This window comes from Curtobacterium luteum (genome assembly GCF_014646995.1).
Taxonomy (GTDB): domain Bacteria; phylum Actinomycetota; class Actinomycetes; order Actinomycetales; family Microbacteriaceae; genus Curtobacterium; species Curtobacterium luteum.
Genome location: NZ_BMOI01000007.1, coordinates 95,312 through 121,242 on the forward strand (window position 1 = coordinate 95,312; position 25,931 = coordinate 121,242).

Genomic DNA, 25,931 nt, shown 5'->3' on the forward strand with positions numbered 1-25,931 from the left:
CTAGGGCGCGGCCGGTGCCGCGGTCCGTCAGACCGGCCGGACGACGGCGGTCGCGATCGCCGCGAGCCCCTCCCCGCGGCCGGTGAACCCGAGGCCGTCGGTGGTCGTGCCGGACACCGCGACCGGCGCTCCGACGACGGCGGCCAGTGCGTCCTGCATCTCCGTGCGCCGAGCGCCGATGCGCGGGCGGTTCCCGACGACCTGCACGGTCACGGACACGGGTGCGAGTCCGGCCTCGGCGAGCAGCGACACCGCACCCCGCACGAAGACGCCTCCGGCGGCTCCGGCGTACCGCGGGTCGGCGGTGCCGAAGCGGCCGCCGATGTCGCCCAGGCCGCCGGCGGAGAGCAGGGCGTCGCACACGGCGTGCGCCACCGCGTCGCCGTCGCTGTGCCCCGAGAGGCCGGGTTCGCCCGGGAAGTCGAGCAGCCCGACGCGGCACGGTGACCCCGCGTCGAACGCGTGCACGTCGACCCCGAGGCCGATCCGCACGGCGGGGCCGTCGGCGCCGTTCCGTGCCCGGACGATCGACTCGGCCCGGCCGAGGTCCCAGCGGGTGGTGACCTTGAACGCGTCCGCGTCGCCCGGGACGGACCGGACCGTGCGTCCGGCCGCCTGGAACACCCCGGCGTCGTCGGTCTCGGACCGCGCCGAGACCGCGTACGCCTGCCGGAGCGCCGCGAGCGGGAAGCCCTGCGGGGTCTGGACACCGACGAGCGCCGAGCGGTCGACCGTCTCGCGCACGACGTCTCCGTCGACGCGCTTCACGGTGTCCACGACCGGCAGCGCCGGGACGACGCCGTCACCCGACGTCTCCACGGCGTCGAACACGCGCTCGAACTGCGACGCGGGCGTCAGGCAGCGTGCGGCGTCGTGCACCAGCACGACGTCGACGGAGTCGGGCAGCGCTGCCAGGCCGGCCTGTACCGACGCGTGGCGATCCGTGCCTCCCGGGACGACCGCCGTGTACGGCACCGCGGCCCCGGCGGCCGTGGCGACCACCTGACGGCACTCGTCGAGGCGGTCCGCAGGGGCGACCACCACGACGAGGGTCGGCAGCGCCAGGGTGAAGAGCGGCTCGAGGGCACGCGCGAGCATGAGCGAGCCGGCGACCGGCACGAACGCCTTCGCCGTGCCGATGCCCAGGCGCGTCCCGGACCCGGCCGCGACGACGACGACCGCCCTGCTCACCCCGGAGGGGAGCAGAGCGGTCGTCGTGGTGTCCAGTGGTCCGGACGCGCTAGGAGGCGAGGACCTCGTCGAGGACGGTCGATGCCTTGTCCTCGTCGGTCTTCTCGGCCAGCGCGAGTTCGGAGATCAGGATCTGCCGGGCCTTCGCGAGCATGCGCTTCTCGCCCGCGGAGAGCCCGCGGTCCTGGTCGCGGCGCCAGAGGTCGCGGACGACCTCGGAGACCTTGATCACGTCGCCGGAGGCGAGCTTCTCGAGGTTCGCCTTGTACCGGCGCGACCAGTTGGTGGGTTCCTCGGTGAACGGTGCGCGGAGGACCTCGAACACCTTGTCGAGCCCTTCCTTGCCGATCACGTCGCGCACGCCGACCAGGTCGACGTTGTCCGCCGGGACCTCGATCGTCAGGTCACCCTGCGTCACACGCAGCTTCAGGTAGACCTTTTCCTCGCCCTTGATGACGCGCGTCTTCACTTCAGAGATGGTTGCCGCCCCGTGATGGGGGTAGACCACGGTCTCGCCGACCTCGAATTGCATGTATCAGGCTCCGTTCCGAGACGCCCAGTTTACCACAAGGGGTGTTCGGGTATGGGGCCGCTGGGCACTCGCCCTCCCAGGTGATCGCTAGGATGGGGTCGGACCGTCCGGTCCCCAAACGTGATCTTCCGGAGGATTCTCTTGCGAGCTCGGGTACTCGTGTCCGTCGCCGTTGCGGCAACCATCGCGCTCGGCGCCACCGGCTGCGAGTTCGTCTCGCCGGTCGGCACGGCGGAGATCCAGCAGGTCACCGACGGCGTCAACGGCCGCACGGGCTCGATCGACATCCGGAACGCGCTGCTCATCTCGGACGACGGCGAGCAGGCTCGGTTCATCGGCACGCTCGTGAACAGCTCCGACTCGGACGACGCCACGCTCTCGATCGAGGTCGGTGGCGACACCCAGACCGTCGACGTGCCGGCGAACTCCCGCGTCGACCTGGCCGCCCCGAGCGCCGCGTCGACGCCGACCCCGACGCGCGGCGCCGAGACGAACGGCGACCGCACCCAGGGCACGACCCCGGCCGCCGGCGACGACGTCGTGTTCGAGCAGGCCGACGTCACGCCGGGCTCGCTCGTCAAGGTCTACTTCTCGTACTCGGGCTCCGAGGGCGTCTCGCTCAACGTGCCGGTCCTGACCACCTCGCAGGAGGAGTACACGACGCTCGCCCCGACGCCCGCGGCGTCCGAGACCCCCAGCGGCGAGACGACCAGCGGCGAGGCCACCGGCGAGGCGACCGGCGACGCGACGGACACCCCGATCAACCCGTAGCGCACAGCGCGCAGCGCACGACGCAACCGCCTGGAGGCGCGGCGCCGGTCCCCGAGACCGGCACCGCGCCTCCGGTGCGTTGCGGCTACGCCTCGATGCGGTATCCGAGGCCGCGGACCGTGACGAGGATCTCCGGCGCACTCGGCACCCGCTCGATCTTCGACCGGAGCCGCTTGATGTGCACGTCGAGGGTCTTGGTGTCCCCGAAGTAGTCGGAGCCCCACACCCGGTCGATGAGCTGCCCGCGCGTGAGCACCCGACCGGCGTTGCGGAGGAGCAGCTCCAGGAGCTCGAACTCCTTGAGGGGCATCGGCGTCTCGGAACCGTCGACCGACACCGTGTGGCGCTCCACGTCCATCCGGATGCCGCCGGCCTGGAGGATGCCGGAGTCGCCCGGGTCGTCCTCGGTCCGACGACGGAGCACGGCTCGGATGCGCGCGAGGAGTTCCCGGGTCGAGTACGGCTTCGTGACGTAGTCGTCGGCGCCGAGTTCGAGCCCGACCACGATGTCCACCTCGGAGTCCTTCGCCGTGAGCATGATGATCGGTGCGTTCGACCGGGTCCGGATCTGCCGGCAGACCTCGGTGCCGGACAGCCCCGGCAGCATCAGGTCGAGCAGCACGAGGTCGGGGTTCTCCGCGTCGAACTTCGACAGCGCCGTCACGCCGTCGGCAGCGACGGAGGTCTCGTACCCCTCGCGCTGCAGCAGGAACTCCAGGGGCTCGCTCAGGGCCGGCTCGTCGTCGACGATGAGGATCTTGGTCACGATGGCTGCTCTTCCAGTTGCTCTTCGAGTGCGGTGGTCAGGTCGGTGTCCGCCTCGGGCAGGCGGATGGTGAAGGTCGAGCCCTTGCCGGGCTGCGACCACACGCGCACGTCGCCGCCGTGGTTGCCGACGACGTGCTTGACGATGGCGAGCCCGAGGCCGGTACCGCCGGTGGCCCGCGACCGGGCGGGGTCCACGCGGTAGAACCGTTCGAACACGCGGTCGAGGTCGGCCTCCGGGATGCCGACGCCCTGGTCGGTGACGGCGATCTCCACGAAGCCCTTCGTGCTGCGGACGCCCACGCCGACACGGGTGCCGTCCGGCGAGTACTTCACGGCGTTGGCGATGAGGTTCGACACCGCCACCTGCAGCAGGCCCGGGTCGCCCATCACCATGAGCTTCGTCTTCTTCGCGCGGACGATGTCGATGTCGCGGGCGCTGGCGACGACCTCGTTGGCGTCGACGGCGGCCTGCACGATGCGGTCGATCGACGTCTCCTCGCTGGACTCGAGCGCGTCGACGGACTGCAGACGGGACAGCTCGATGATGTCCTTCGTGAGCGCCCCGAGCCGCTCCGACTCGGTGACGAGCTGGGCGGCGAACTTCCGCACGTGCTCGGGCGAGTCCGCCGCGGCCACGAGCGTCTCGGACAGCAGGCCGATCGCGCCGATCGGGGTCTTCAGCTCGTGGGAGATGTTCGCGACGAAGTCCCGCCGGACCTCGTCGATGCGCCGGCTCTCGGTGAGGTCGTCCGCGGTGACGAGGACGTACCGGTTGCCGAGCTGCGCGGCCCGGAAGCTCAGGTAGCCGATCAGCTCACCGCGTCGGCCGCGGGGCAGCTCCATGTCCTCGGAGCCCATCTCCCCGCTCGCGCGTACCCGGTCCACGAGGTCGCGGAGTTCCTTGTGCACGAGCCGTCGGCGCACGACCAGGCCGACCGTGAGCGCCTGCGGCGAGGCGGCCACGACGGTGTTCGAGGGGTCGACGACCACGGCGGGGTTGTGCATCGTGGCGATCACCGCTGCCACACCGTCCGGGAGCGTCCGCTCCGCGACGTCGGCTGCACGCGCCGTGCGCTCGGCGGTGATGATCAGCACCACGACGCCCGCGCCGAACACCCCGCCGAGGAGCATCGACAGTGGCACGAGCCACGCGTTGTCCATGGCGCCAGTGTAGGGATGGTCACGCGCGGTTCGGACACCGTTCACCGCCCTCCCGCGCGGTTCCGGCGCCGTCCGACGAGACGTTCAACCGCACGTCACCGTTCGTTCACCTCGGGTGACGACACTCGTCCGGTACCGCAGAGAGAGGCACGCCCCCATGCGCGAAGTCTTCCAGCAGGAGCTCCAGGACGTCCAGGAGCGACTGACCGAGATCGCCGGGCTCGTCGAGTCCGCCATCACCCGCGCCACCCAGGCGTTCAGCGACTCCGACGTCGCCCTCGCCGAGGAGGTCATCGCGGACGACGCGAAGATCGACGAGGCCGCGAACAGCCTCGACGAGATCGCGATCGACATCCTCGCTCGCCAGGCCCCCGTGGCCCGCGACCTCCGCGTCGTCGTGACCGCGCTCCGGGTCAGCTCCTCGCTCGAGCGCATGGGCGACATGGCCGAGCACATCGCGCAGCTCGCCCGCCAGCGCTTCCCGGAGAAGGTCGTGCCGAAGGGCCTCCGCGGCACGTTCAAGAAGATGGGCGCCCACGACGTCGCCATGGCGCAGAAGCTGACGCGCCTGCTCGCGACCGAGGACATCGCGCTCTCGGCGGAGATCCGCGACGAGGACGACGCCGTCGACGAGCTCCACGCGAGCGTCTTCGACTTCGTGCTCGGCGAGACGTGGAAGGGCAACCCGATCGACACGGTCGACGCGACCCTGGCGTCCCGCTACCACGAGCGCTTCGCCGACCACGCGGTCTCGATCGCGAAGAAGGTCGAGTACCTGGCGACGGGCGACTGGGCAGGCGCGTCCTCGGTGACGGTCTCCCCGGCCTGAGTCGGCACTGCACGACGGGAGTCGGCCCGCACCGCGCGTACGCGTGGTGCGGGCCGACTCCCGTTTTGCGGTCTCCCCGCTCGGACGGGAGGATCGTGGCATGGCTCAGGTCGCGATCGTCGTCAACGGGATGCCCGGTTCGGGCAAGAGCACCGTGGGCGCCGCCCTCGCGGAGGTCCTCGGCTGCCCGTTCCTGTCGAAGGACCGGATCAAGGAGCCCTTGGCCGACATCGCCGGCCCGATGATCGCCTCGCGCGACCTCGGCGCGATCGCGATGGACACGATGTGGTCGATGGCGCGGGCCGTCGAGAACGGGGTCGTCCTCGACGCCGTCTGGCTCCCGTCACGTGACCGCGCCCTCCTGGAGGCAGGGCTCGCCTCCGCAGGGTCCCCTCGCGTCGTCGAGGTGTGGTGCGACGTCGACCGCGCGACCGCCGACGAGCGGCTGCGGGAGCGCTACGAGCCGGGCACGCTCCCGGTCCGGCACGACGTGCACGGCGACCTCGCCTCGGTGCTCGCGTTCTGGGACGAGCACGGTCCCACGGCGGGGCCGGTCGGCCTGCCCGGCGCCCCGGTCGTCCGGGTCGACACCGCGAAGCCCTACGACGTCGGCGCCCTCGTGCAGGAGATCGCCGCGCACTTCGTCTGACGCACGAACGCCCCGCCGGTGTCGGCGAGGCGTTCGTCGTGGGACGGGGTGCTACTTCTTGGCGCCCTGGGCGGCGACGGCAGCGGCACCCGCCGCGGCGGCCTCGGGGTCGAGGTAGTACGAGGGCTTCGTCGGACGGAAGTCGTCGTCGAGCTCGTACACGAGCGGGATGCCCGTCGGGATGTTGAGCCCGGCGATGTCGTCGTCGGAGATGCCGTCGAGGTGCTTGACGAGCGCGCGGAGCGAGTTGCCGTGCGCGGTGACGAGGACGGTCTTGCCGGCGGCGAGGTCCTTCGTGATGTCCGACTCCCAGTACGGCAGGAGACGGTCGATCACGAGCTTGAGCGACTCGGTGCGGGGCAGCTGGTCGCCGAGGTCGGCGTAGCGGCGGTCCCCGGCCTGCGACCACTCGGCGTCGTCGGCGATGGGGGGCGGCGGCACGTCGAACGAGCGACGCCACTCCATGAACTGCTGCTCGCCGTACTGCTCGAGCGTCTGGGCCTTGTCCTTGCCCTGCAGGTCGCCGTAGTGGCGCTCGTTGAGCCGCCAGTCGCGCTTCACCGGGAGCCAGGCGAGGTCGGCCTCGAGCAGGGCGATGTCGGCGGTCTGGATCGCGCGGGTCAGGAGCGAGGTGTACAGGACGTCCGGCACGATGCCCGACCCGGCGATGAGCTCGCCGGCGCGCTTCGCCTCCTTCTCGCCCAGCTCGCTGAGTCGGACGTCGACCCAACCGGTGAACAGGTTCTTCTGGTTCCAGTCACTGTTGCCGTGACGGAGCAGGACGAGCGTGGAGGTCATGCACCCGAGTCTACCGAGCGGGTGCGCCTCGCTACCCTGGGGCCATGCCCATCGGGAACGTCACGCGCGGGACGACCGGGGTCAACCGGCTCCGCCGCGTCGACCGGTGGATCGCCGCGCTCCCGGTCCTCCGCCGGACCGCCGACCCGCTCGTGGCCGACGTCGGGTACGGCGCCCGCCCGACCACGACGCTCGAGATGCGCGACCGGCTCGCCCGCGTCCGCCCGGACGTCGAGGTGACCGGCATCGAGATCGAACCCGAGCGGGTGGCGCTCGCGAACGCCGGCACGCGGGACGGTGTGACCTTCCGGCTCGGCGGCTTCGAGACCCCGACGCCAGGGGGTCGTCGTCCCGCGGTGATCCGGGCGTTCAACGTCCTGCGGCAGTACGACGAGTCGGCCGTCGTCGACTCCTGGCGGATCATGCAGGACCGCCTGCAGCCCGGCGGCGCGCTCGTCGAGGGCACGTGCAACGAGGTCGGACGGGTGGCCTCGTGGGTGACGCTCGACGACGTCGCGCCGCGGACCTTCACGGTGTCGCTCCGGTTGGCCGGGCTCGAGGTGCCCTCGGTGGTGGCGGAACGACTGCCGAAGGCGCTCATCCACCGGAACGTCCCCGGGGAACGCGTGAACGACTTCCTCCGCGACCTCGACCTGGCCTGGGCGGTCGCGGCACCGCTCGGCACCTACGGCCCGAGGCAGCGGTGGCTCGCGGCCGTCGGGGGCCTGCGGGACCGCGGCTGGCCGGTGCTGCACGGGGGCTCGCGGTGGCGCCTCGGCGAGCTCACCGTCCCGTGGGAGGCCGTGGCCCCGGCCGACTGACGCCGGGGTCGCCCGCGTCGCGCGGTGCGAGGTCGCACGGTGGGGACGTCGCACGGTGGGACGTCGCACGGTGCGACGTCGCACGGTGCGACGTTGTCCACACGGTGCGAGGTTGCAACGCCGCACCGTGTGGGAAACCCCGCACCGAGCGGCCGAGCGGCTCAGCGGCCGAGCGCGCGAGCCACCGCGGGCGTCGGCGCGCTACGAGCGGCGGACCGCGCCGAGCCGTGGCAGCCGCGGCACGTTCGCCGTCGCCCCGGCACCCGGCGGCACGATGACCTGCTGCGCCGCGGTCACGACCACGTCGTCCGCGTGCAGGGTCAGCGTCGCGTCCGGGTCGAGGGACCGCTTCACGACCGCGAGCCCGATCGGCCCGAGCTCGTGGTGCACGGCCGAGGCGGCGAGACGGCCGACCTCGTTCTCCCCGAGCAGCACCGGCGTCCCCGGCACCGGCAGCACCGCGTCCGACCCGTCGAGGTGGAGCAGCACCGCACGACGCGGCGGGTGCCCTAGGTTGTGGACCTTCGCGACCGTCTCCTGACCGCGGTAGCAGCCCTTCGACAGGTGCACGGCGGACCGGAGCCAGTCGAGCTCGTGCGGGATCGTGCGCTCGTCGACGTCGGAGAGCGACGGACGCCAGGCGGCGATCCGCAGGGCTTCGTACGCGAGGAGGCCCGCGGCGGCCACGTCGGACGCAGCGATCGCGGCCGCGGTGCCGGGCTCGACCACCGCGATCCGGAGGGTCCAGTCGGACGCGGGGTGGGCCTCCAGGGCGGCGTAGCCCCAACCGCCGGGCGCGACCTCCGACCACGGGTCGACCCACTCGACCGCCGCGTCGGCGGGGCCGACGGCACCGTCGAACCGACCGAGGGTGACGAAGTCGGCGGAGCGGTCGGCGACCTCGACGCGCAGCATGAACCGCATCGTGTCGAGCCACGCGGCGAGCGGCGCGGCGTCGGCGGGCTCGGTGAGCAACCAGGTGGCCGTGCCGTCGTCGACGACGCGGGCGGCGTGCTCGACCCGGCCGGAGGCGTCCAGGACGAGCGTCTCCCTGGAGACCCCGGGCACGAGACCGAGCAGGAGCTGCGAGGTGATCGAGTTGAGCCACGAGAGCCGGTCGGGGCCGGTGACGGTCACGACGCCGAGCCCGAGTTCGACGACCGCGCGACCCCGATCGAGGAGTCGCTGCTCGGCGAGCGGGTTGCCGTAGTGCGCGGCCACACCCGTGTCGGCGGCCACGAAGCCCGGCCGCGACGCGAACGGCGTCGGCATCAGTCGACCTTCGCGAGCTGCCCCGAGGCGTGCGAGGTCAGCTCCCGTCCGAGCGCCGCGATGTCCCACGCCCAGAACAGCTTGCCCTCGACGAGGCCGTACAGCCGCGTCGCCGCGGAGTACTCCTTCGCGTTCGGCGAGCGCACGACGGTGTCGGTCGCGAGGTCGATCCGACCCTTCGCCACCCGTCCGACGTAGAGCTCGTTCACGCCCGTCGGGTGCACGATCGCCGCCTCGACGTCGAAGCCGTCGGTCGCGTTGCGCAGGGTCTCGACGCTCTGGGTCGTGCTGAACGGGGTCGGCCCGTCGCCCAGGAGCATCGCCGGGCCGCGGTCGCCGGGCTCGTGCGGCCGGTCGAGCCGCCAGTAGCCCATCTCGGCCGCGAGCGGGGTGTGCTCGTCGTCGAGCAGCCACGTCGTGGACGAGTAGTTGAGGTAGGGCAGGCCGTCGTGGCTGAAGCTCACGCGCTGGCCGAAGTCGTACTTCCGGGGCTCGTCCTCGTCGCCGACGGGGTACTCGACGACGCCGGTGCCCTCCCAGACGCCGACGAGCCAGGACAGCGGCACGAGTTCGGGTGCGAGGCCCTCCGGCAGTTCGATCAACGCTGACCCTTGAACAGCTTCACGACGACGGTCACCGAGATGAACGCGATCGCGAGCGACGCCAAGCCGAGGAGGCCCACGTAGAAGAGCTCGAGCGCAAGCAGCGAATCCATGCCCCGAGTCTACGCGGCGCGGCTCAACGCGCCAGGAGCACCACGGCGGTGACGAGCACGACGACGAACGCGCCGGACGAGGCGATGCTGATCCGTTCGACCAGGCCGTCCTTCGTCGCCGTGATGAGCTGCAGCACGAAGCTGACGAGCACGCAGAGCACGAAGACGAGGAGGAGCCAGGCGAACGAGTCCTTCTGCGCGAGCGTGATCACGAGGACGGCGCCGACGACCGCGAGCAGCCACACGGGGAGCACGGACGTCAGCTTGAGGCGACGCTGGTCGGCGGGCGGCACGGGCTCGGTCACGCGCCCCATCATGACAGAGGGTGTCCGGGCGCCGGGCGGGGCGGCGGTGGGGCGGGCCCGGTCGCGGGCCGGGCCGCCCGCGCCCGCTGGGTACCGCGCCAGCGTCCGCGGCCGCGTCCGCATCCGCGGGCGCACCGTCCGCCCGGACGGCGGGCCGCTTCCCGAGCATCACTAGGATGTGTCCACGTCGTCCCCCACGCTCTGGAGGTCCTGTGGCCCAGCTCCTGGTACTCACCTCGGCCGCGCCCGGCGACGTCCTGCCGAGCCTCGGTCTCCTGAGCCACCGGATCCGCCACGTCCCCGCCGAGGCGGCGCAGCTCGTGAACGCGCCGCAGAGCGACCTGGTCTTCGTCGACGCCCGGGTCGACCTCGTCGGCGCCAAGGCCCTGTGCAAGATCCTCGTCACCAGCGGGTCGCCGACGCCGATCGTCCTCGTCGTCACCGAGGGCGGCCTGACCGCGGTGAACAGCGAGTGGAACGTGGACGACGTCGTGCTCGAGTCGGCCGGTCCGGCCGAGGTCGACGCCCGCATCCGGCTCGCCGCCGGACGTGCGGCGAAGCAGCCGGCCAGCACCAAGATCCAGGCGTCCGGCGTCGTCATCGACGAGGCCAGCTACTCGGCGAAGGTCCGCGGACGGCCGCTCGACCTCACCTTCAAGGAGTTCGAGCTCCTCCGCTTCTTCGCGACGCATCCCTCGCGCGTGTTCACCCGCGAGCAGCTGCTCAGCGAGGTCTGGGGCTACGACTACTTCGGCGGCACGCGCACGGTCGACGTGCACGTGCGACGGCTCCGCGCCAAGCTCGGTGACCTCGAGTCGCTCATCGGCACGGTCCGGAACGTCGGCTACCGCTTCAACGTCTACGAGGACGAGGCCGAGCGACTGGCCGGACAGTGACGATCGCGCTCGACGCGTTCACGGTCGCGGGCGAGCCACGGCCGTTCTCCGACCAGACGCTGGTGGACGTCCGAGCCGGGCGCGCGACGGTGCTCGGCGACGAGCACGGGGTCGCCGTCGTGCGCGACGGGGAACTCGAGGTGGCGGTCGCCCTGGAGGCCCGTGGGCGCGGCCTCGGGACCGCCCTCGTCACGCAGGCGCTCGCCCTGGGCGACGGGGCGCCCGGCGCGTCGTCGCGTGCTCCGCGGCTCGCGTGGGCGCACGGGGACCACCCGGCTGCACGGGCGCTCGCGGCGCGGTTCGGCTGGCGTGCCGTCCGCACGCTGCTCCAGCTCCGGGCGCCGGTGCCGTCGGTCGCGCCGGACGTGGCGCTGCCGGACGGCTCCTCGCTCGCGGCGTTCCGGGCCGGTGACCCGGAGGACGAGGCCGCCTGGCTCGAACTCAACGCCGCCGCCTTCGCGCACCACCCCGAGCAGGGCCGGATGACGCTCGACGACCTCCGTGCCCGCGAGGCCGACCCCTGGTTCTCCGGGGACGACCTCCTGCTCGTGCGGGATGCGACCGGCCGGCTCGCCGGGTCCTGCTGGCTCAAGGTCGAGGACGGCACGGGCGAGTTCTACGCCGTGGCCGTCCGGCCCGACCTGCAAGGACAGGGACTCGGCGGGGTGCTCATGCGCGCCGGGTGGGGGCGACTGGTCGGGCGCGGCCTCACCGCCGCCGCGCTGTACGTCGAGGGCGACAACGAGCCCGCGCTGGCGCTCTACCGGCGGTCCGGGTTCACGCAGCACGCGATCGACGTCCAGTACGCGGCCGCCTGACCCCTGCACAGCGGGTCCGTTCACGCCGCGTTTCCACAGCCGTCACGAACGGCCCTCGTCGCGGAGGCCGCGGGTGGCAGGATGTGGGCATGGACACCGAACCGCAGCTCGACGGCGAATCCGTCGCACCGGACCTCGACGACTTCGACGAGGTCGTCGAGGTGGAACACGAGTCGCTGCCCTCGGACCGCTACTTCGACCGCGAGCTCAGCTGGCTCCGGTTCAACCAGCGGGTGCTCGAGCTCGGTGAGGACCGCATGCAGCCGCTGCTGGAGCGGGCGAACTTCCTCGCCATCTTCGCGTCCAACCTCGACGAGTTCTTCATGGTCCGCGTCGCCGGGCTCAAGCGCCGCATCGACACCGGCATCGCCGTGCCGACGAACGTCGGGCGCGCCCCGAGCGACGTCCTCCGCGACATCGCCCAGAAGGCCCACGAGCTGCAGGACCGCCACGCAGCGGCGTTCATCGACTCGCTGAAGCCCGACCTCGACGCCGCGGGCATCCACATCGAGCACTGGTCCGACCTCGACGAAGCCGACCGGCTGCGCATGCGCGAGTACTTCAACGAGCAGATCTTCCCGGTGCTCATGCCGCTCGCGGTCGACCCGGCACACCCGTTCCCCTACATCTCGGGGCTGTCGCTCAACCTGGCCGTGCGGGTGCGGAACCCGAAGTCGCAGCGGCAGGAGTTCGCGCGCCTCAAGGTCCCGCAGAACTTCTCGCGGTTCATCGCCCTGCCCGACGACGGCTCCGGGCGGCAGCGGTACATCCCGCTCGAGGACCTCATCGCGAACCACCTCGACGACCTCTTCCCCGGGATGGAGGTGCTCGAGCACCACGTGTTCCGCGTGACCCGAAACGAGGACGTCGAGATCGAGGAGGACGAGGCCGAGAACCTCATCCAGGCCCTCGAGCGCGAGCTCCTCCGCCGTCGGTTCGGACCGCCCATCCGCCTCGAGATCACCGAGGACATGGACCCGGTGACGCTCGACCTGCTCGTCCGCGAGCTCGACATCACGGAGCAAGAGGTCTACCGCCTCCCGTCGCCGCTCGACCTCGGCGGCCTGTTCGAGATCGCGAAGATCAGCCGACCGGACCTGCACTACCCCAAGCACGTGCCGACCACGCCCGTGCAGTTCCAGCCGGGCGAGCCGAACACGAAGCCGGACCTGTTCCGGGCGATCGGCCGGTCGGACGTCCTCGTGCACCACCCGTACGAGTCCTTCGCGACGAGCGTGCAGGCGTTCCTCGAACAGGCGGCTGCCGACCCGAACGTCCTCGCGATCAAGCAGACGCTCTACCGCACCTCGGGCGACAGCCCCATCGTCGAGGCCCTCATCGACGCCGCCGCCGCAGGCAAGCAGGTGCTCGCCCTCGTCGAGATCAAGGCGCGCTTCGACGAGCAGAACAACATCGGCTGGGCGCGCAAGCTCGAGAAGGCCGGCGTGCACGTCGTCTACGGCCTCGTCGGGCTGAAGACGCACTCGAAGCTCGTCCTCGTCATCCGTCAGGAAGGCGGGACGCTCCGGCACTACAGCCACATCGGCACCGGCAACTACAACCCCAAGACCTCGCGCATCTACGAGGACATGGGCCTGTTCACCGCCGACGACACCGTGGGCAAGGACCTGACCCGCCTCTTCAACGAGCTGTCCGGCTACGCCATCGAGAAGAAGTTCAAGCGGCTGCTCGTCGCCCCGCTGCACCTGCGCAAGGGACTGATCAAGCGCATCCAGGCCGAGGCCGACAACGCCCGCGCGGGCAAGCCCTCGGGCATCCGGATCAAGGTCAACTCGATGGTCGACGAGCAGATCATCGACGCGCTGTACCTCGCCAGCCAGGCCGGCGTGCCCGTCGACGTCTGGGTGCGCGGCATCTGCTCGCTCAAGCCGGGGATGGAAGGCGTCTCGGAGACCATCCGGGTCCGGAGCGTCGTCGGCCGGTACCTCGAGCACTCGCGGGCGTTCGCGTTCCACAACGACGGCGACCCGGTCGTGTTCATCGGCTCCGCGGACATGATGCACCGCAACCTCGACCGGCGCGTCGAGGCCCTCGTGCGCCTGTCCGACCCCGCCCACGTGGCCGAGGTCCAGGACATGTTCGACCTCGCGATGGCCGACACGACGAGCTCGTGGCACCTGGAGTCCGACGGCGAGTGGACACGCCACTCGACCGATGCGGACGGGCGCCCCCTCGCGGACGTGCAGAATGTCCTCATGCGCAAGATCTCGGCCCGGAAGCGCTCCACTCGGTGAGCGGCGGTCCCGCGGGTCCCGTCGTCGCAGCCGGAGCCGTCGTCTGGCGTGAGCAGGACGGGCGGCCGCTCGTGCTGCTCATCCACCGCGGGCACCACCACGACGTCTCCTTCCCGAAGGGCAAGGTCGACCCGGGCGAGAGCGTCCCGACGACCGCGGTCCGCGAGATCGACGAGGAGACCGGCTACCGGGTCCACCTCGGGGCGCCGCTCGGCACCGCCGAGTACGTCCTGCCGAACGGCCGCGACAAGGTCGTGCACTACTGGTCCGCCCGGGTGTCGAACAAGGAGTTCGAACGCGCCGGGACGTTCCGGCCGAACGACGAGGTCGCCGCGGTCGAGTGGGTGTCGATCGACGACGCCCGCGGCCGGCTGACCTACGAGCGCGACGTCGAGGTCCTCGACCGGTTCGCCGACCGCGCCGCCGCCGGCGAGCACAAGACCTTCGCCCTCATCGCACTCCGGCACGCGAAGACCGTCCCCGGCTCGGACTGGGACGGACCGGACGCCACCCGGCCACTGCTGCCGGTCGGCCGCTCGCAGGCCCGGGCGGTCGTCGCACCGGTCGCGGCGTTCGGCCCGAAGAAGATCGTCTCGAGCACGGCGGCGCGGTGCCTCGCGACCGTCGAGCCCCTCTCCGCACGGACGAAGGTCGGCGTCTCGTCGACCCCGGACATCAGCCAGGACGCCCACGACCGCGGCGCCGCCAACGTCAAGGGCGTCGTGCTGCGTCGGGTCGACAAGGCGAAGTCGACCGTCCTGTGCTCGCACGGGCCCGTCCTGCCCGACATCATCGCCCGCATCGCCGGCGCGACGGCCGACGGCAGCCGACACTTCGACCTCCGTCGGGCAGCGATGCTCTCCGTCGGCGACTTCGCCGTGATGCACATCGCCGGCGGCAAGCTCGTCGCCGTCGAGACGCACCGGAACACCATCGCCTCGTAGGCCTCGGACAACGCCTTCCCAGGCCGACCGGCCCGTCGCCGGAGGCCTCGCGGCGGCGGTGATCCGTGCCTCCCGGCCGACACCGCCGAGCATGCGAACGCATGCGCCGCGCGCGGGCGCAGTGGCCCGATCCTGCACCCGCACCGGCCTGCGCGTCCACGCGCCGCGAGCGGGGCAAGCCCTCGTTCACCTCCCGTTCACCCCCGGGCACCTCCCGGGTCACCTCTCGTCCCTACAGTCGCTCCCGGGTCAGCACCGGCCCGCGGGACCCGCAGCGGTCCCACCTGCACTGACATTCCCGAAGGGACCCCTGTGAACATCAAGCGAATCGGCACGGTCGCGGCGATCGCGATCGTCGGCGCCGTCGCGCTGTCCTCCTGCGCCTCGAACGAGGGCGGCGCGGGCGACAACGCCTCCGGCTCGTCGAGCTCGGGCACGGACTACTCGAAGCTCTCCGGCACCCTGACCGGCTCGGGCTCGTCCGCGCAGCAGACCGCGCAGGCCACGTGGACCGCCGGGTTCCAGAACGTCGCTTCCGGCGTCACGGTCAACTACTCGCCCGACGGCTCGGGCGCCGGCCGCAAGAACTTCATCTCGGGTGCCGCCGACTTCGCCGGCTCCGACGCCGCCCTCTCGGACGACGAGCTCTCGGGCTCGTTCGCCAAGTGCGCCGCGGACTCCAAGGCCATCGACATCCCGGTCTACATCTCCCCGATCGCGATCGCCTACAAGGTCGACGGCGTCAAGGACCTCACGCTCGACGCGAAGACCATCGCGGGCATCTTCTCCGGCAAGATCACCAAGTGGAACGACTCGGAGATCAAGGACCTGAACAAGGACGCCTCGCTCCCCGACGCGAACATCACCGTCGTGCACCGCTCGGACGACTCGGGCACGACCGAGAACTTCTCCGAGTACCTCGACGCGAACGCGAAGGACGTCTGGGGCAAGGAGCCGAGCCAGACCTTCCCGTACCAGGTCGGTGACGCCGCCGCGAAGACCTCGGGTGTCGCCTCCTCGATGGCCAGCGCCTCGAACGCCATCACCTACATCGACGACTCGGGCGCGGGCTCGCTCGACAAGGCGAAGCTCATGGTCGGCGACAAGGCCACCACGATCTCGGCCGAGGGTGCCGCCACCGTCGTCGCGGACTCCGAGACGGTCTCGGGCCGCGCGGACAACGACCTCGCGATCGACATCAACCGCACCGACACCGCCGACAACGCGTGGCCGCTGGTGCTCGTCTCCTACGCCATCGCGTGCCAGGAGTACAAGGACTCGGCGACGGGTGAGCTCGTGAAGGGCTACCTCGACTACGTCGTGTCGAAGGACGCGCAGGACGCCGCCGCGAAGGAGGCCAAGTCGGCCGCCCTCTCGAGCGACCTCTCGGAGAAGGCCGCGAAGGCCGTCGCCTCCATCAAGTAACGCCCGCTGAGCGCCCGGACGCCGGTCCCACCCATCTCGACCGGCGTCCGGGCACTCGCCCGTCACGGCACCACCTCCCCACCTCCCCCGCTCTCCCGTTCCCGGGCGATCCTCCGACAGGAGTCCCATGACGACCGCACCGGCCCGCGAAGGGGCCACCGTCATCCCGAAGCCCAAGGCCGTCGTCCGCATCGGCGACCGGGTGTTCTCCGCCGCCTCGGTCATCTCCGGCGGCCTCATCCTCGTCGTCCTCGTGCTCGTCGCCGCGTTCCTCGTCTGGCAGAGCATCCCGGCGCTCGTCGCCAAGGCCGGCACGCTGCCGAACGGTTCCGCCAACTTCTGGGACTACGTCGGCCCGCTCGTCTTCGGCACGGTGTGGTCCGCGCTCATCGCGCTCGTGATCTCCGTCCCGCTGGCGCTCGGCATCGCGCTCTTCATCTCGCACTACGCACCGCGGCGGCTCGCCCCGGTGCTCGGCTACGTCGTCGACCTGCTGGCAGCGGTGCCGTCGGTCGTCTACGGCCTGTGGGGCATCGTCGTCCTCGCGCCGTTCGTGAAGCCGTTCTACGTCTTCCTCAACACGTACTTCGGTTGGTTCCCGCTCTTCTCCGGACAGGTGACCGGCACCGGCCGCACCATCCTCACGGCGTCGATCGTGCTCGCCGTGATGGCGATCCCGATCATGACCGCCGTCATGCGCGAGATCTTCCTGCAGGCGCCGACCCTGAACGAGGAGGCCGCCCTGGCCCTCGGCGCGACCCGGTGGGAGATGATCCGCCTGTCCGTCCTGCCGTTCGCGAAGTCCGGCATCGTGTCCGCGATCATGCTCGGCCTGGGTCGTGCGCTCGGCGAGACGATGGCCGTTGCCCTCGTGCTGTCGGTGTCGACGAACGTGACCCTCCAAGTGCTCACGTCGCTCAACCCCTCGACCATCGCCGCGAACATCGCCCTGCAGTTCGCCGAGGCCTCCGGCACCGCCCTGAACGCCCTCGTCGCGTCGGGCCTGGTCCTCTTCGTCATCACCCTGGTCATCAACATGCTCGCGCGGTACATCGTCCGCAAGCGAGTGAGCTGAGAGGTACGGCCCGATGTCCCTCGCCCTCCGTCAGTCCGGCATGGCCGGCAACGCCTACGCCAACGGCAAGCTCCACAAGTCGGTGCCGTGGCTGCTCCTCATCGGCTCGTGGGTCGCGCTGATCGCCGTCTTCGCGCTGCTCAACGCCGGCGGTGCCGTGAAGGACTTCAACGTCGTCGCCGCGCTGTTCCTCGGCACGGTCCTGTTCGACGTCCTCATCGTGGTCGTCTCGCGGATCGTCGAAGGTGGCCGCAAGGCGGTCGACCGCCTCGTCACCTCGCTCGTCGTCACGGCGTTCGTGATCGCGGTGCTGCCGCTGGTCTCCCTGCTCTGGACGGTCCTCGCCGACGGCCTCGCGCGTTTCGACGCGGAGTTCTTCTCGTACTCGATGCGCGGCGTCATCTCGGAGGGCGGCGGCGCCGTGCACGCGCTCGTCGGCACGCTCGAGATCACGCTGTTCGCGGCCCTCATCTCGGTGCCGATCGGCCTGCTCACCTCGATCTACCTCGTCGAGTACGGCAAGGGCGCGCTCGCGAAGGGCATCACGTTCTTCGTCGACGTCATGACGGGCATCCCCTCGATCGTCGCGGGTCTGTTCGCCTACTCGCTCTTCGCCCTCTTCCTCGGCCCCGGCGCCCGCTTCGGCCTCGTCGGCTCGATCGCCCTGAGCGTGCTGATGATCCCGATCGTCGTGCGCTCCACCGAAGAGGTGCTGAAGATCGTCCCGATGGAGCTCCGCGAAGCCTCGTACGCTCTGGGTGTGCCGAAGTGGCTGACCATCGTGAAGGTCGTGCTGCCCACGTCCCTCGCGGGCATCACCACCGGTGTCATGCTGTCGATCGCCCGGGTCATCGGCGAGACCGCGCCGCTGCTCGTCACGGCCGGGTTCACCGCATCGATGAACTACGACCTCTTCAAAGACCCGATGATGACGCTGCCCGTGTTCGCGTACACGCAGTACTCGCAGCAGGGTGCCAACCCGGTCCCGTTCGTGGACCGGGCGTGGACGGCCGCGCTGCTCCTCATCCTCATCGTGATGGCGCTCAACCTGCTCGCGCGCTTCATCACCCGCCTCTTCGCCCCCAAGCTCCCCCGCTAGCGCGGCACCGACCACCACCCCGAAGGAATCCACGTGTCCAAGCGCATCGAGGTCGACGGCCTCAACGTCTACTACTCGAAGTTCAAGGCGGTCGAGGGTGTCGACATCACCATCGAACCCCGCACCGTCACCGCGTTCATCGGTCCGTCCGGCTGCGGCAAGTCCACGTTCCTCCGCACCCTGAACCGCATGCACGAGGTCATCCCCGGCGCCTGGGTCGAGGGCTCGGTCAAGGTCGACGGCGACGACCTCTACGGCGCGGGCGTCGACCCGGTGCTCGTGCGACGTCAGGTCGGCATGGTGTTCCAGCGGCCGAACCCGTTCCCCACGATGTCGATCAAGGACAACGTGCTCGCGGGCGTGAAGCTCAACAACAAGCGCATCTCGAAGTCCGAGGCCGACGACATCGTCGAGCGCTCCCTGCAAGGCGCGAACCTCTGGAACGAGGTCAAGGACCGCCTCGACAAGCCCGGCATGGGCCTCTCCGGCGGTCAGCAGCAGCGTCTGTGCATCGCCCGCGCGATCGCGGTGCAGCCCGACGTGCTCCTCATGGACGAGCCGTGCTCGGCACTCGACCCGATCTCGACCCTCGCCATCGAGGACCTCATCGAGGAGCTGAAGAAGGAGTACACGATCGTCATCGTGACCCACAACATGCAGCAGGCCTCGCGCGTCTCCGACAAGACGGCGTTCTTCAACATCGCCGGCACCGGTCACCCCGGCAAGCTCATCGAGTACGACGACACCGCGACGATCTTCTCGAACCCGTCCGTGCAGGCCACCGAGGACTACGTCTCCGGCCGCTTCGGGTGATCGGCTGACGCAGCGTCACGCACGCTCGGCCCCGTCGGACCACGGTCCGGTGGGGCCGTCGGCATCGTAGGGTGCGCCGAGGAGCTTCGACGGTCGTGCTCGTGCGACGCCGCCGCTGTCGGACGACAACGGGCCGGTCGCTCCGTGCGGACGCGGCAGGTTGCACGCGCCCAACAACGACGCCGCCGCTGTCGGACGACAGCGGCGGCGACGTGAGACAGCGGCAGCGAACGATGCGACCGCCTGGGGCCAGCGATCTCCCGGGACCGACCGCCTGGGGCCAGGGCCCGCCCGGCGCTACGCGTCGAGCGGGACCGCGGCGATCGGCGTGGTCGTCGGCTGCTCGGAACCACCGGCCGGCTCGACCGTGATGCCCACGGTCACACCGTCCTGCAGGTCGCCGGTCAGCACAGCCGAGTGGACGCCGTCGGAGGACTGCTCCATGAGGCCAGCGGGTTTGATCGCACCACCGGACGCCTTCGACGCGATGTACCAGAGCTCGTAGGTCTTGCCCTTCGGCGCGGCCTGGACCCCGTCGAGGATCACGGCCGACTTGCCGATGTCCTTCGACCAGACGACGGTGGCGGTGCCCCCGCCTTCGACCGGCGTGCTGCTGCGCTGGAAGTCCGACGCCGCGTAGATGCCGTCGAGGACGCTCGAGCTCTGCGACGAACCAGCACCCGGGCCGGGCTCAGAACCGGGGTTCAGGACACCACCGACGCTGAGCCCGACGCCGAGGAAGACCACCGCCACGGCGGCTGCCGCGGACATGGCCGCTGCCGGGCGCTGGAACCAACGACGGCGAGCCGCGGACTCCGCCGGACCCGGCACCACGGAGGACGTGGGTGACGGGGCGGAAGCGGATCGTGCCTCCAGGCCGTCGTCGAGCGCGGGAGTGTCCGCGAAGGACGCAGCGGGAGCCGCGACCTGCGGCGTGGTCTGGATCTGCGCCATCAGCGATGCCTTGAGCGACGCCGGCGGCTCGATCGGGTCGGTCGAGTACGCCAGCTGCAGCGCGGTCTCGCGCAGCGAGTCGGCCTCGGCCCGGAGGTCGGACGAGAACGCGAGCGCGTCCTCGACCTGGGTGCGCTCCTCGTCGGAGAGCGCATCGAGCGCGTACGAACCGGTCAGGGAGGACGGGTCGTCGTGTCGGTCGGTCATGAGGTCACCCCCATCTCGTCTCGGAGTCGGATCATCCCGTCGCGGAGACGGGTCTTGACGGTGCCGATCGGGACACCGAGTTGTTCGGCCATCTCGCTGTGCGAGAAGCCTCCGTAGTACGCGAGCTGCACCGCCTGGCGCTGGAACTCGGTGAGCTTCGCCAGTGCCCGGCTCACCCGCTCGTGCTCGATGCGGATCTCGACCGATTCGGTCACCTGATCGAAGCCGGACTCGAAGTCACGGATGCCGATCCGGGTGTCACGGTCATGCGAGGCCTGCGAGGCCCGCACCCGGTCGACCGCGCGGCGGTGCGCCATCGTGAGGACCCAGCTCGCGGCGGTCCCACGGCTGCGGTCGAACCGGGTGGCCTGCTGCCAGACCTCCAGGAAGACCTCCTGCGTGACCTCCTCGGACTGGGCACGGTCCCGCAGGAGCCGGGTCACGAGGCCGAGCACACGCCCGGAGAGTTCGTCGTACAGGTCGGAGAAAGCCGCCTGGTCGCCGTTCGCAACCCTGGTGAGGAGTTCATCGGGCGACGGCGGCGCCGGCTCGGCAGAGCCCCAGCGCTTCGTGTCGCGTTCCACGATGGCAAGCATTGCAGGTTTCCCCCCTCTCGGTGCACGGGGCGCTGCATGTGCTCAGGCATCGTGCAGCTGTTCGGGTGTGTGGGCGAGGGGGCCACGTGGTCCGCAGGGAATTGACCGACTGACGCCGGACCGGGCCGCGTGGGACCCCTCGCTGTGACCGGGACAGGGTCTGGCCACGATGATGATTCGGTGCCCTCGACCGGGCGGATTGGACGGGTCCTGGATCGGTGCGGTGTCCGACGTGCGAGAGCGGATTCGACGTGTCCAGGGTCGTTCCGTAGAGTGGACGTCGCCGGGCCGCAGCAAGCCCCGGGCTCCAAATTTCGCCGCTTCGAGCGGCCTCGCGCCGAGAGGCGCTTCTGCGGCCCGGTTCTTCTGTGTCTGCCGGTCGGTCGGCCGGTGCTGTTCCGTCGTCGGTGGCGTGCTGTCGGTGGCGTTCCGTCGGCGCCGTTCCGTCGATGGGCGGGACGGCCTGGAGGCGCGGGGAGGGGTCGCACCGTGCCTCCCGTCCGGTGGCGGGTGCTGTCCGGACGCGGCGCGCGCGGGATCAGTCGAGGCTGTCGCGGCGCCAGAGCGCCGCAGCCTCCGTCAGGTCCGCCGCGAGTTCGGTGAGGCGGAACGCCCGCGTCGTGAGCTCGGTCGCACGCGCGGACGCCGTGAGGTCGGCCTCGTCCGCGACCGCCGTGGCTCCCGCCGCGGTCAGCCGGCAGAACGCCGCGCCGCGGTCCAGCGCCACGGCGAGGTCACCCGTGTAGAGGCCGTGCAGGATCCGGTCCGCGAGGGTGAGGATCTCCGCCGGACCGGTCGGCTGCTCGGCGCCCGCGACCGCTTGGTCGATGGTGCCGATGCGCTCGGTGCCGCGCTGGAAGAAGTACGCGATCTCGTCCGGGGCCTGCCGGATGACCGTGCGGACGAGGTAGATGCGCCAGAGCGCCCCGGGCAGCGTGTGCGCCCCGACCCGCGCCCAGAGCTCCGCGATCGCATCGATGCCGTGCACGTCCGTGTAGGTCACGAGTCGCTCCACCACCGCGGGGTCCGGGTCCTGCCGCACGCGGTGGAGCAGGGCGTTCGCCGTCTCGTGCGCGACGCGGTTCACCACCGCAGGGTCCTCGCCGCCCTGGATCGCGGCGAACTCGGCATCGGTGAAGTGGACGGGACGGTGGTGATCGCGAGGCACCGCGACAGTGTAGGCGCGGCCACCGACGCCCCACGTCCCCCGTTCGCCCAGAACGCAACGAGCGCTCCGCGGGTACGGTGCTCCGGCAGGGAGGGACCACTCCCGGACGTCACGGAGAGGACCCCCATGAACGCCCTGCTCATCATCCTGGCCGTGATCGCGGTCATCCTGCTGTTCGTCGGTGGCTTCGCCGCCAGCCTCAAGTTCCTGCTCTACGTGGGCATCGTGCTCGCCGTCATCGCACTCGTCCTCTGGCTGCTGCGGACGCTGACCGGCCGTCGGAGCTGACGAGCCCGGTCCCCGGTGCCCGTGTGGAGGCCCGTACCCGCTAGCCTTGCGGGTGCGGGCCTCTAGCTCAGTTGGTAGAGCACCGGACTTTTAATCCGAGGGTCGTGGGTTCGAGCCCCACGGGGCCCACCGCTTCGCCCCACAGGATGCGCCCGGACCGGTTTCCCTAGGATGTCGGTCGTGTCGTGGCGGAACAGACGAGCGCGAGCGGGGACGGACCACCCCGCCGTCCAGCGTCCCCGCCGCTCCCGGCTGCCCCTCGTGGGCCTCGGCGCGATGGCGGTCGGTGTCGCCGGACTCCTCGTGCCGCTGCCGAGCGTCTCGAGCGCCTGCCAACCGACCGTCTCGCCGCGCAGCGAGTCGGCGGTGCGCACTGCCTCGGCCATCGCCACCGGGTCGGACGTGCTCGTCATCGGCGACTCGTACTCGACGGGCGTCGGCTCGTCGAGCGGTCGACACGGCTGGGCGCAGGACCTCGTGGCGGATCGGCACTGGGACGCGACGATCGACGCCTACCCCGGCACCGGGTACGTCGACACCGGTCGGCCGAGCACGTCGTACTACTCCTACGAGGCCCGCATCGAGCGGATGGCACGACGGACGACGCCGGACCTCGTGATCGTCCAGGGCAGCCAGAACGACTGGCTCGTGGACGCGGCGACCCTGCAGGCCACGGTCGAGCGCACGCTCCGGAAGGTGCAGCAGCAGTGGCCGAACGCGACCGTGATCGCACTCGGGCCCTCAGCGCCGTACCCGCGATCCACGGCGAACAGCGGGATCTCGGCTTCCGTGGCCGCCGGAGCCGAGGCCGTCGACGTGCCGTACATCGACGCACTGTCGGACGGCTGGTTCACCCCGTCGAACAGCCGCCGCTACGTGTCGGACGACGGCGGGCACCTCGACGACGCCGGGTACCAGTACCTCGCGGACCGTGTCAGCGCGGCACTCGACGACCTGGCTTCGGCGCCGAGCGGCGACGAGCACTGCGCCTGACGTCCAGGACGCTCGGTCCGGGGTACAAGTCGTCCACAGGCACCTCTTGTCCGTTCCACGGCACAGCCCAGTGTGCGTTCAGCGGTCTGTTGGGTTGACGCCGATAGTGTCGTTCCCGGATCCGAGCAACGGGTCCGGCACCACAGCACCATCGAAGAACGAACGGGGTACACCGTGATCGAGCCCATCGAAGCCACGCACACCAGCGCCGACGGCGCGCGCCGCATCGTCGAGCTCGCAGCAGCAACCAAGACGACCATGAGCGACGAGCTGCTGCTCGACACGCTCCGCCGCAACGCGAAGGTGTCGACGCGGCACATCCGCGAGGACTTCCTCGAGGTCGCCAACACCACCACCGTGCTCGGCTACGTGTGTCGGCAGCGCTCGGAGTACATCGCGCTCCGTGGCGACGACCCGGCCTGGGCGCAGGAGGTCGGGCGTTACCGCACCGAGTCCCTCGCGGTCGAGGCGCTCCGCATGCGCCGCGCCTGACGCCAGCGCCGCTCTTGGTACCGCACGCGGTACGCCGAAGGCCGCCCCGAACCGGGGCGGCCTTCGTCGTGTGCGGCCGCGCGCTCGGGCAGCTGCGTGCCCGAGACTCGGCCTCAGCGACCGATCTCGGACCGCCGACCACGAGAACGGTCGCTGAGCGCGAGACTCGGCAGCGCGAGCGCGAGACTCGGCAGCGCGAGCGCGAGACTCGGCAGCGCGAGCGCGAGCGCGCGACTCGGGGCCCGCGGCAGCGCGCGGAACCCTCAGGACCAGACGCGCCGGATGCCCCAGGTACCGGTCCAGGTCTCGTCGGGCTCGAGCCAGCGCAGCCCCTCCCCGGAGTTGAGCGCGTTCGCCGGCGCCGTCATCGGTTCGACCGCCACGGCCAGCCCGGTGCCGTCGCCGCGGGGGAACGTCCGGGACGTGAAGACCTGCACGTACGGGAACGACTCGTCCTGCCAGAGCTCGACGCCGTCGCCCTCGGGTCCGTGGAGTGTCGTCCGCCGGACGCCGTCCTGGTCGGCCGCGATGTCCGTGTAGGCGGTGTCGAGGTCGGAATCGCCCGCCCGGCGCCCCCCGCGCAGGTCGGAGTCCGTGCCGGTGACGTCGAAGGAACCGTCGGGCACCTTCTGCTCGTTCGTCGAGAAGGCCGTGGCGGCGTCGAGGGTCACGACGAGGTCCTCGGCGGGGGTGTCGCCCGCGCGCAGGTACGGGTGCGCTCCCACGGCGAACGGCGCTCGGACACCGGAGCGGTTCGTGATCGTGTGGGTGACGCGGATGCCGTCGTCGACGAGCTCGTGGTGCACGCGGGTCTCCAGGGTGAACGGCCAGCCGTGCTGCGGGTGGACCGTCGCCTCCTGCTCGATCGACGACTCGGTCTGCGACACCGTGCGGTACGGGGCGAAGCGGAGCAGCCCGTGCGAGGCGTTGCCGTACTTCGGCTCCGAGACGTCGAGCTGCTGCGTGACGCCGTCGAGCTCCCACGTGCCGCCGGCGACCCGGTTCGGCCACGGCACGAGCACGATGCCGTCCGCTCCGGGCGGTGCCTGGTCGACGTCGAACGGCTCGGTGAGGTCGAAGCCGGCGACCCGGAGTTCCCGGATGCCGGCCGCGACCTCGGTCACGACGGCCTCGACGACGCCGTCCGGTCCGGCGTGGCGGAGGTGGTACTGGCCTCCGGTGGGGGCTGCGGTCATGGCGGGCTGGTCCTTCCTGGGCAACGCGGTGGTTCAGCGCTCGTCGGCCACGACGACCTCGACCCCGGCGGCGCGCACGGCGTCCACCAGGTCCGCCGAGGCCTCGGCGGTGACGACGACGTCGATGTCCTCGAGCGCACGGACGACCCCGAGGTGGGCACGGCCGAACTTCGACCCGTCCGCGACCACGACCGTACGCCGTGCCGTCGCCGCGAGCATCCGCTTCGTCTCCGTCTCGGGCAGGTTCACGTTCGTCAGACCGTGGTCCACGTCGAGGCCGGTCCCGCCGAGGAACACGACGTCGGCGGCGATCATCGGCACGACGGTGTTGTTGAACGGCGCGACGAGCGAGTGCTGGAGCGGCCGGAGCGTGCCGCCGGTGACGATGACCGTGAAGCGTGGGACGGCGGGCTCCAGCGCGAGCGCGGTGGTCAGGGAGTTCGTGACGACGGTCACGTCGACCAGGTCGGTGCGCGCGACGAGGGCGGACGCGACGGCTGCGGGCGTGGTGCCGACGTCGAGCACGACGCACTCCCCCGAGCGCACGAGGGCAGCGGCGGCGCGACCGATCGCCGCCTTCGCGACCTGGTGCTCCACGGCCGTCTCCTCGAGAGGCCGTTCGCCGGACCCGGCCACGAGACGGACCGCACCGCCGTGCACCCGCCGGATCCGGGCCTCCAGGTCGAGGGCGGCGAGGTCCTGCCGGACCGTCACCTCGCTCGTCCCCAGCGCCGCCGCCAGGGCGGCCGTCCGGACGAGCCCGGGTGCTCCCTCGACGATGGCGACGATGCGGTCCTGGCGGAGGGGTGCCGGGAGCGCGCCGTCGAGGAAGAGGTCGTCGTCGCTCACGCCCCCAGTTTCGTCCGCTTCCGTCTGCTTTCGCAACACTTCGGATCGCGG

At 71.2% G+C, this 25,931-nt stretch carries 28 protein-coding genes and 1 tRNA gene; 16 read left to right on the forward strand and 13 right to left on the reverse strand.

The genetic code is table 11. The annotated features are described in order from the left end of the window. Positions 1 to 27 precede the first annotated feature (27 nt). Both ispD and IEY20_RS09510 read right to left on the reverse strand, forming a co-directional pair. On the reverse strand, positions 28 to 1,227 hold the full coding sequence (ispD, locus tag IEY20_RS09505; protein WP_217504171.1) for a 2-C-methyl-D-erythritol 4-phosphate cytidylyltransferase: 1,200 nt from the start codon (positions 1,225 to 1,227) through the stop codon (positions 28 to 30). A 13-nt stretch (positions 1,228 to 1,240) separates the two neighbouring features. Next, positions 1,241 to 1,723 carry a CarD family transcriptional regulator gene (locus IEY20_RS09510; RefSeq protein WP_017888066.1) on the reverse strand — a complete coding sequence of 161 codons (483 nt, stop codon included), beginning with the start codon at positions 1,721 to 1,723 and terminating at the stop codon, positions 1,241 to 1,243. A gap of 141 nt (positions 1,724 to 1,864) precedes the next feature. Here IEY20_RS09510 and IEY20_RS09515 point away from each other — a divergent pair, with 141 nt between their 5' ends. Then, positions 1,865 to 2,494 carry a hypothetical protein gene (locus IEY20_RS09515; protein ID WP_175327651.1) on the forward strand — a complete coding sequence of 210 codons (630 nt, stop codon included), beginning with the start codon at positions 1,865 to 1,867 and terminating at the stop codon, positions 2,492 to 2,494. A gap of 85 nt (positions 2,495 to 2,579) precedes the next feature. On the opposite strand, the gene IEY20_RS09520 is transcribed toward IEY20_RS09515, so the two are convergent. Beyond that, positions 2,580 to 3,260 carry a response regulator gene (locus IEY20_RS09520; RefSeq protein WP_175327650.1) on the reverse strand — a complete coding sequence of 227 codons (681 nt, stop codon included), beginning with the start codon at positions 3,258 to 3,260 and terminating at the stop codon, positions 2,580 to 2,582. Beyond that, entirely contained in the window at positions 3,257 to 4,423 is a 1,167-nt protein-coding gene (locus tag IEY20_RS09525) for a sensor histidine kinase (protein WP_022903444.1), read from the reverse strand. The genes IEY20_RS09520 and IEY20_RS09525 overlap by 4 nt, the downstream gene beginning before the upstream one ends. Before the next feature lie 157 nt (positions 4,424 to 4,580). Here IEY20_RS09525 and phoU point away from each other — a divergent pair, with 157 nt between their 5' ends. Further along, positions 4,581 to 5,252: a phosphate signaling complex protein PhoU gene (gene phoU / locus IEY20_RS09530; RefSeq protein ID WP_022903443.1), complete on the forward strand. Its 672-nt coding sequence runs from the start codon at positions 4,581 to 4,583 to the stop codon at positions 5,250 to 5,252. 100 nt (positions 5,253 to 5,352) lie between these two features. Next, positions 5,353 to 5,901 carry a P-loop nucleotide/nucleoside kinase family protein gene (locus IEY20_RS09535; protein ID WP_022903442.1) on the forward strand — a complete coding sequence of 183 codons (549 nt, stop codon included), beginning with the start codon at positions 5,353 to 5,355 and terminating at the stop codon, positions 5,899 to 5,901. 51 nt (positions 5,902 to 5,952) lie between these two features. On the opposite strand, the gene IEY20_RS09540 is transcribed toward IEY20_RS09535, so the two are convergent. Next, complete coding sequence (locus IEY20_RS09540) at positions 5,953 to 6,699, reverse strand: phosphoglyceromutase (RefSeq protein WP_022903441.1); 747 nt, start codon at positions 6,697 to 6,699, stop codon at positions 5,953 to 5,955. 44 nt (positions 6,700 to 6,743) lie between these two features. On the opposite strand from IEY20_RS09540, the gene IEY20_RS09545 reads away from it, so the two are divergent. Next, complete coding sequence (locus IEY20_RS09545) at positions 6,744 to 7,520, forward strand: class I SAM-dependent methyltransferase (protein ID WP_175327648.1); 777 nt, start codon at positions 6,744 to 6,746, stop codon at positions 7,518 to 7,520. Between the two features lie 201 nt (positions 7,521 to 7,721). Here IEY20_RS09545 and ygfZ read toward each other — a convergent pair whose 3' ends face one another. The 3 genes from ygfZ to IEY20_RS09560 form a co-directional block, all read right to left on the reverse strand. Next, entirely contained in the window at positions 7,722 to 8,792 is a 1,071-nt protein-coding gene (gene ygfZ / locus IEY20_RS09550; protein ID WP_175327647.1) for a CAF17-like 4Fe-4S cluster assembly/insertion protein YgfZ, read from the reverse strand. Next, positions 8,792 to 9,394, reverse strand: a complete 603-nt coding sequence (locus tag IEY20_RS09555; protein ID WP_022903438.1) for a heme-binding beta-barrel domain-containing protein — start codon at positions 9,392 to 9,394, stop codon at positions 8,792 to 8,794. The genes ygfZ and IEY20_RS09555 overlap by 1 nt, the downstream gene beginning before the upstream one ends. A 136-nt stretch (positions 9,395 to 9,530) precedes the next feature. Then, positions 9,531 to 9,812 (reverse strand): hypothetical protein, encoded by a 282-nt coding sequence (locus tag IEY20_RS09560; RefSeq protein ID WP_148286137.1) that lies wholly within the window; start codon positions 9,810 to 9,812, stop codon positions 9,531 to 9,533. 212 nt (positions 9,813 to 10,024) lie between these two features. Here IEY20_RS09560 and IEY20_RS09565 point away from each other — a divergent pair, with 212 nt between their 5' ends. From IEY20_RS09565 to pstB, 8 genes are all read left to right on the forward strand, one after another. After that, positions 10,025 to 10,708, forward strand: a complete 684-nt coding sequence (locus IEY20_RS09565; RefSeq protein ID WP_022903435.1) for a response regulator transcription factor — start codon at positions 10,025 to 10,027, stop codon at positions 10,706 to 10,708. Next, positions 10,705 to 11,526, forward strand: a complete 822-nt coding sequence (gene mshD / locus IEY20_RS09570; protein WP_175327646.1) for a mycothiol synthase — start codon at positions 10,705 to 10,707, stop codon at positions 11,524 to 11,526. Before IEY20_RS09565 ends, mshD begins: the two co-directional genes overlap by 4 nt. Before the next feature lie 89 nt (positions 11,527 to 11,615). Then, positions 11,616 to 13,781: an RNA degradosome polyphosphate kinase gene (locus IEY20_RS09575; RefSeq protein ID WP_175327645.1), complete on the forward strand. Its 2,166-nt coding sequence runs from the start codon at positions 11,616 to 11,618 to the stop codon at positions 13,779 to 13,781. Continuing rightward, entirely contained in the window at positions 13,778 to 14,725 is a 948-nt protein-coding gene (locus tag IEY20_RS09580; protein WP_175327644.1) for an NUDIX hydrolase, read from the forward strand. Before IEY20_RS09575 ends, IEY20_RS09580 begins: the two co-directional genes overlap by 4 nt. 312 nt (positions 14,726 to 15,037) lie before the next feature. After that, positions 15,038 to 16,150: a phosphate ABC transporter substrate-binding protein PstS gene (locus IEY20_RS09585; protein WP_022903431.1), complete on the forward strand. Its 1,113-nt coding sequence runs from the start codon at positions 15,038 to 15,040 to the stop codon at positions 16,148 to 16,150. Positions 16,151 to 16,277: 127 nt separating this feature from the next. After that, positions 16,278 to 17,225 (forward strand): phosphate ABC transporter permease subunit PstC, encoded by a 948-nt coding sequence (gene pstC, locus IEY20_RS09590; RefSeq protein ID WP_022903430.1) that lies wholly within the window; start codon positions 16,278 to 16,280, stop codon positions 17,223 to 17,225. A gap of 13 nt (positions 17,226 to 17,238) precedes the next feature. Next, the gene (pstA, locus tag IEY20_RS09595; RefSeq protein ID WP_175327643.1) at positions 17,239 to 18,324 is read left to right on the forward strand and encodes a phosphate ABC transporter permease PstA; all 1,086 of its coding nucleotides are present in this window, start codon (positions 17,239 to 17,241) and stop codon (positions 18,322 to 18,324) included. A 33-nt stretch (positions 18,325 to 18,357) separates the two neighbouring features. After that, complete coding sequence (gene pstB / locus IEY20_RS09600; RefSeq protein ID WP_022903428.1) at positions 18,358 to 19,137, forward strand: phosphate ABC transporter ATP-binding protein PstB; 780 nt, start codon at positions 18,358 to 18,360, stop codon at positions 19,135 to 19,137. Between the two features lie 297 nt (positions 19,138 to 19,434). Here pstB and IEY20_RS09605 read toward each other — a convergent pair whose 3' ends face one another. From IEY20_RS09605 to IEY20_RS09615, 3 genes are all read right to left on the reverse strand, one after another. Beyond that, on the reverse strand, positions 19,435 to 20,298 hold the full coding sequence (locus tag IEY20_RS09605; protein ID WP_022903426.1) for an anti-sigma factor: 864 nt from the start codon (positions 20,296 to 20,298) through the stop codon (positions 19,435 to 19,437). After that, positions 20,295 to 20,894, reverse strand: coding sequence for an ECF RNA polymerase sigma factor SigK (gene sigK, locus IEY20_RS09610; protein ID WP_022903425.1), 600 nt, complete (start codon positions 20,892 to 20,894; stop codon positions 20,295 to 20,297). The genes IEY20_RS09605 and sigK overlap by 4 nt, the downstream gene beginning before the upstream one ends. A gap of 538 nt (positions 20,895 to 21,432) precedes the next feature. Beyond that, entirely contained in the window at positions 21,433 to 22,062 is a 630-nt protein-coding gene (locus tag IEY20_RS09615) for a DNA-directed RNA polymerase subunit beta (RefSeq protein WP_175327642.1), read from the reverse strand. 126 nt (positions 22,063 to 22,188) lie between these two features. Here IEY20_RS09615 and IEY20_RS09620 point away from each other — a divergent pair, with 126 nt between their 5' ends. The 4 genes from IEY20_RS09620 to IEY20_RS09635 all read left to right on the forward strand — a co-directional run bounded on the left by IEY20_RS09620 (position 22,189) and on the right by IEY20_RS09635 (position 23,835). Continuing rightward, the gene (locus tag IEY20_RS09620) at positions 22,189 to 22,350 is read left to right on the forward strand and encodes a hypothetical protein (protein ID WP_022903423.1); all 162 of its coding nucleotides are present in this window, start codon (positions 22,189 to 22,191) and stop codon (positions 22,348 to 22,350) included. Positions 22,351 to 22,406: 56 nt separating this feature from the next. Further along, positions 22,407 to 22,479, forward strand: a tRNA-Lys gene (locus IEY20_RS09625). A gap of 51 nt (positions 22,480 to 22,530) precedes the next feature. Further along, entirely contained in the window at positions 22,531 to 23,343 is an 813-nt protein-coding gene (locus IEY20_RS09630) for an SGNH/GDSL hydrolase family protein (RefSeq protein WP_175327641.1), read from the forward strand. Positions 23,344 to 23,517: 174 nt separating this feature from the next. After that, positions 23,518 to 23,835, forward strand: a complete 318-nt coding sequence (locus tag IEY20_RS09635) for a hypothetical protein (protein ID WP_175327640.1) — start codon at positions 23,518 to 23,520, stop codon at positions 23,833 to 23,835. Between the two features lie 263 nt (positions 23,836 to 24,098). On the opposite strand, the gene IEY20_RS09640 is transcribed toward IEY20_RS09635, so the two are convergent. Both IEY20_RS09640 and IEY20_RS09645 read right to left on the reverse strand, forming a co-directional pair. Beyond that, positions 24,099 to 25,031, reverse strand: coding sequence for an aldose 1-epimerase family protein (locus IEY20_RS09640; protein WP_175327639.1), 933 nt, complete (start codon positions 25,029 to 25,031; stop codon positions 24,099 to 24,101). A gap of 33 nt (positions 25,032 to 25,064) precedes the next feature. Then, complete coding sequence (locus IEY20_RS09645) at positions 25,065 to 25,880, reverse strand: DeoR/GlpR family DNA-binding transcription regulator (protein ID WP_022903419.1); 816 nt, start codon at positions 25,878 to 25,880, stop codon at positions 25,065 to 25,067. Between the last annotated feature and the right edge of the window lie 51 nt (positions 25,881 to 25,931).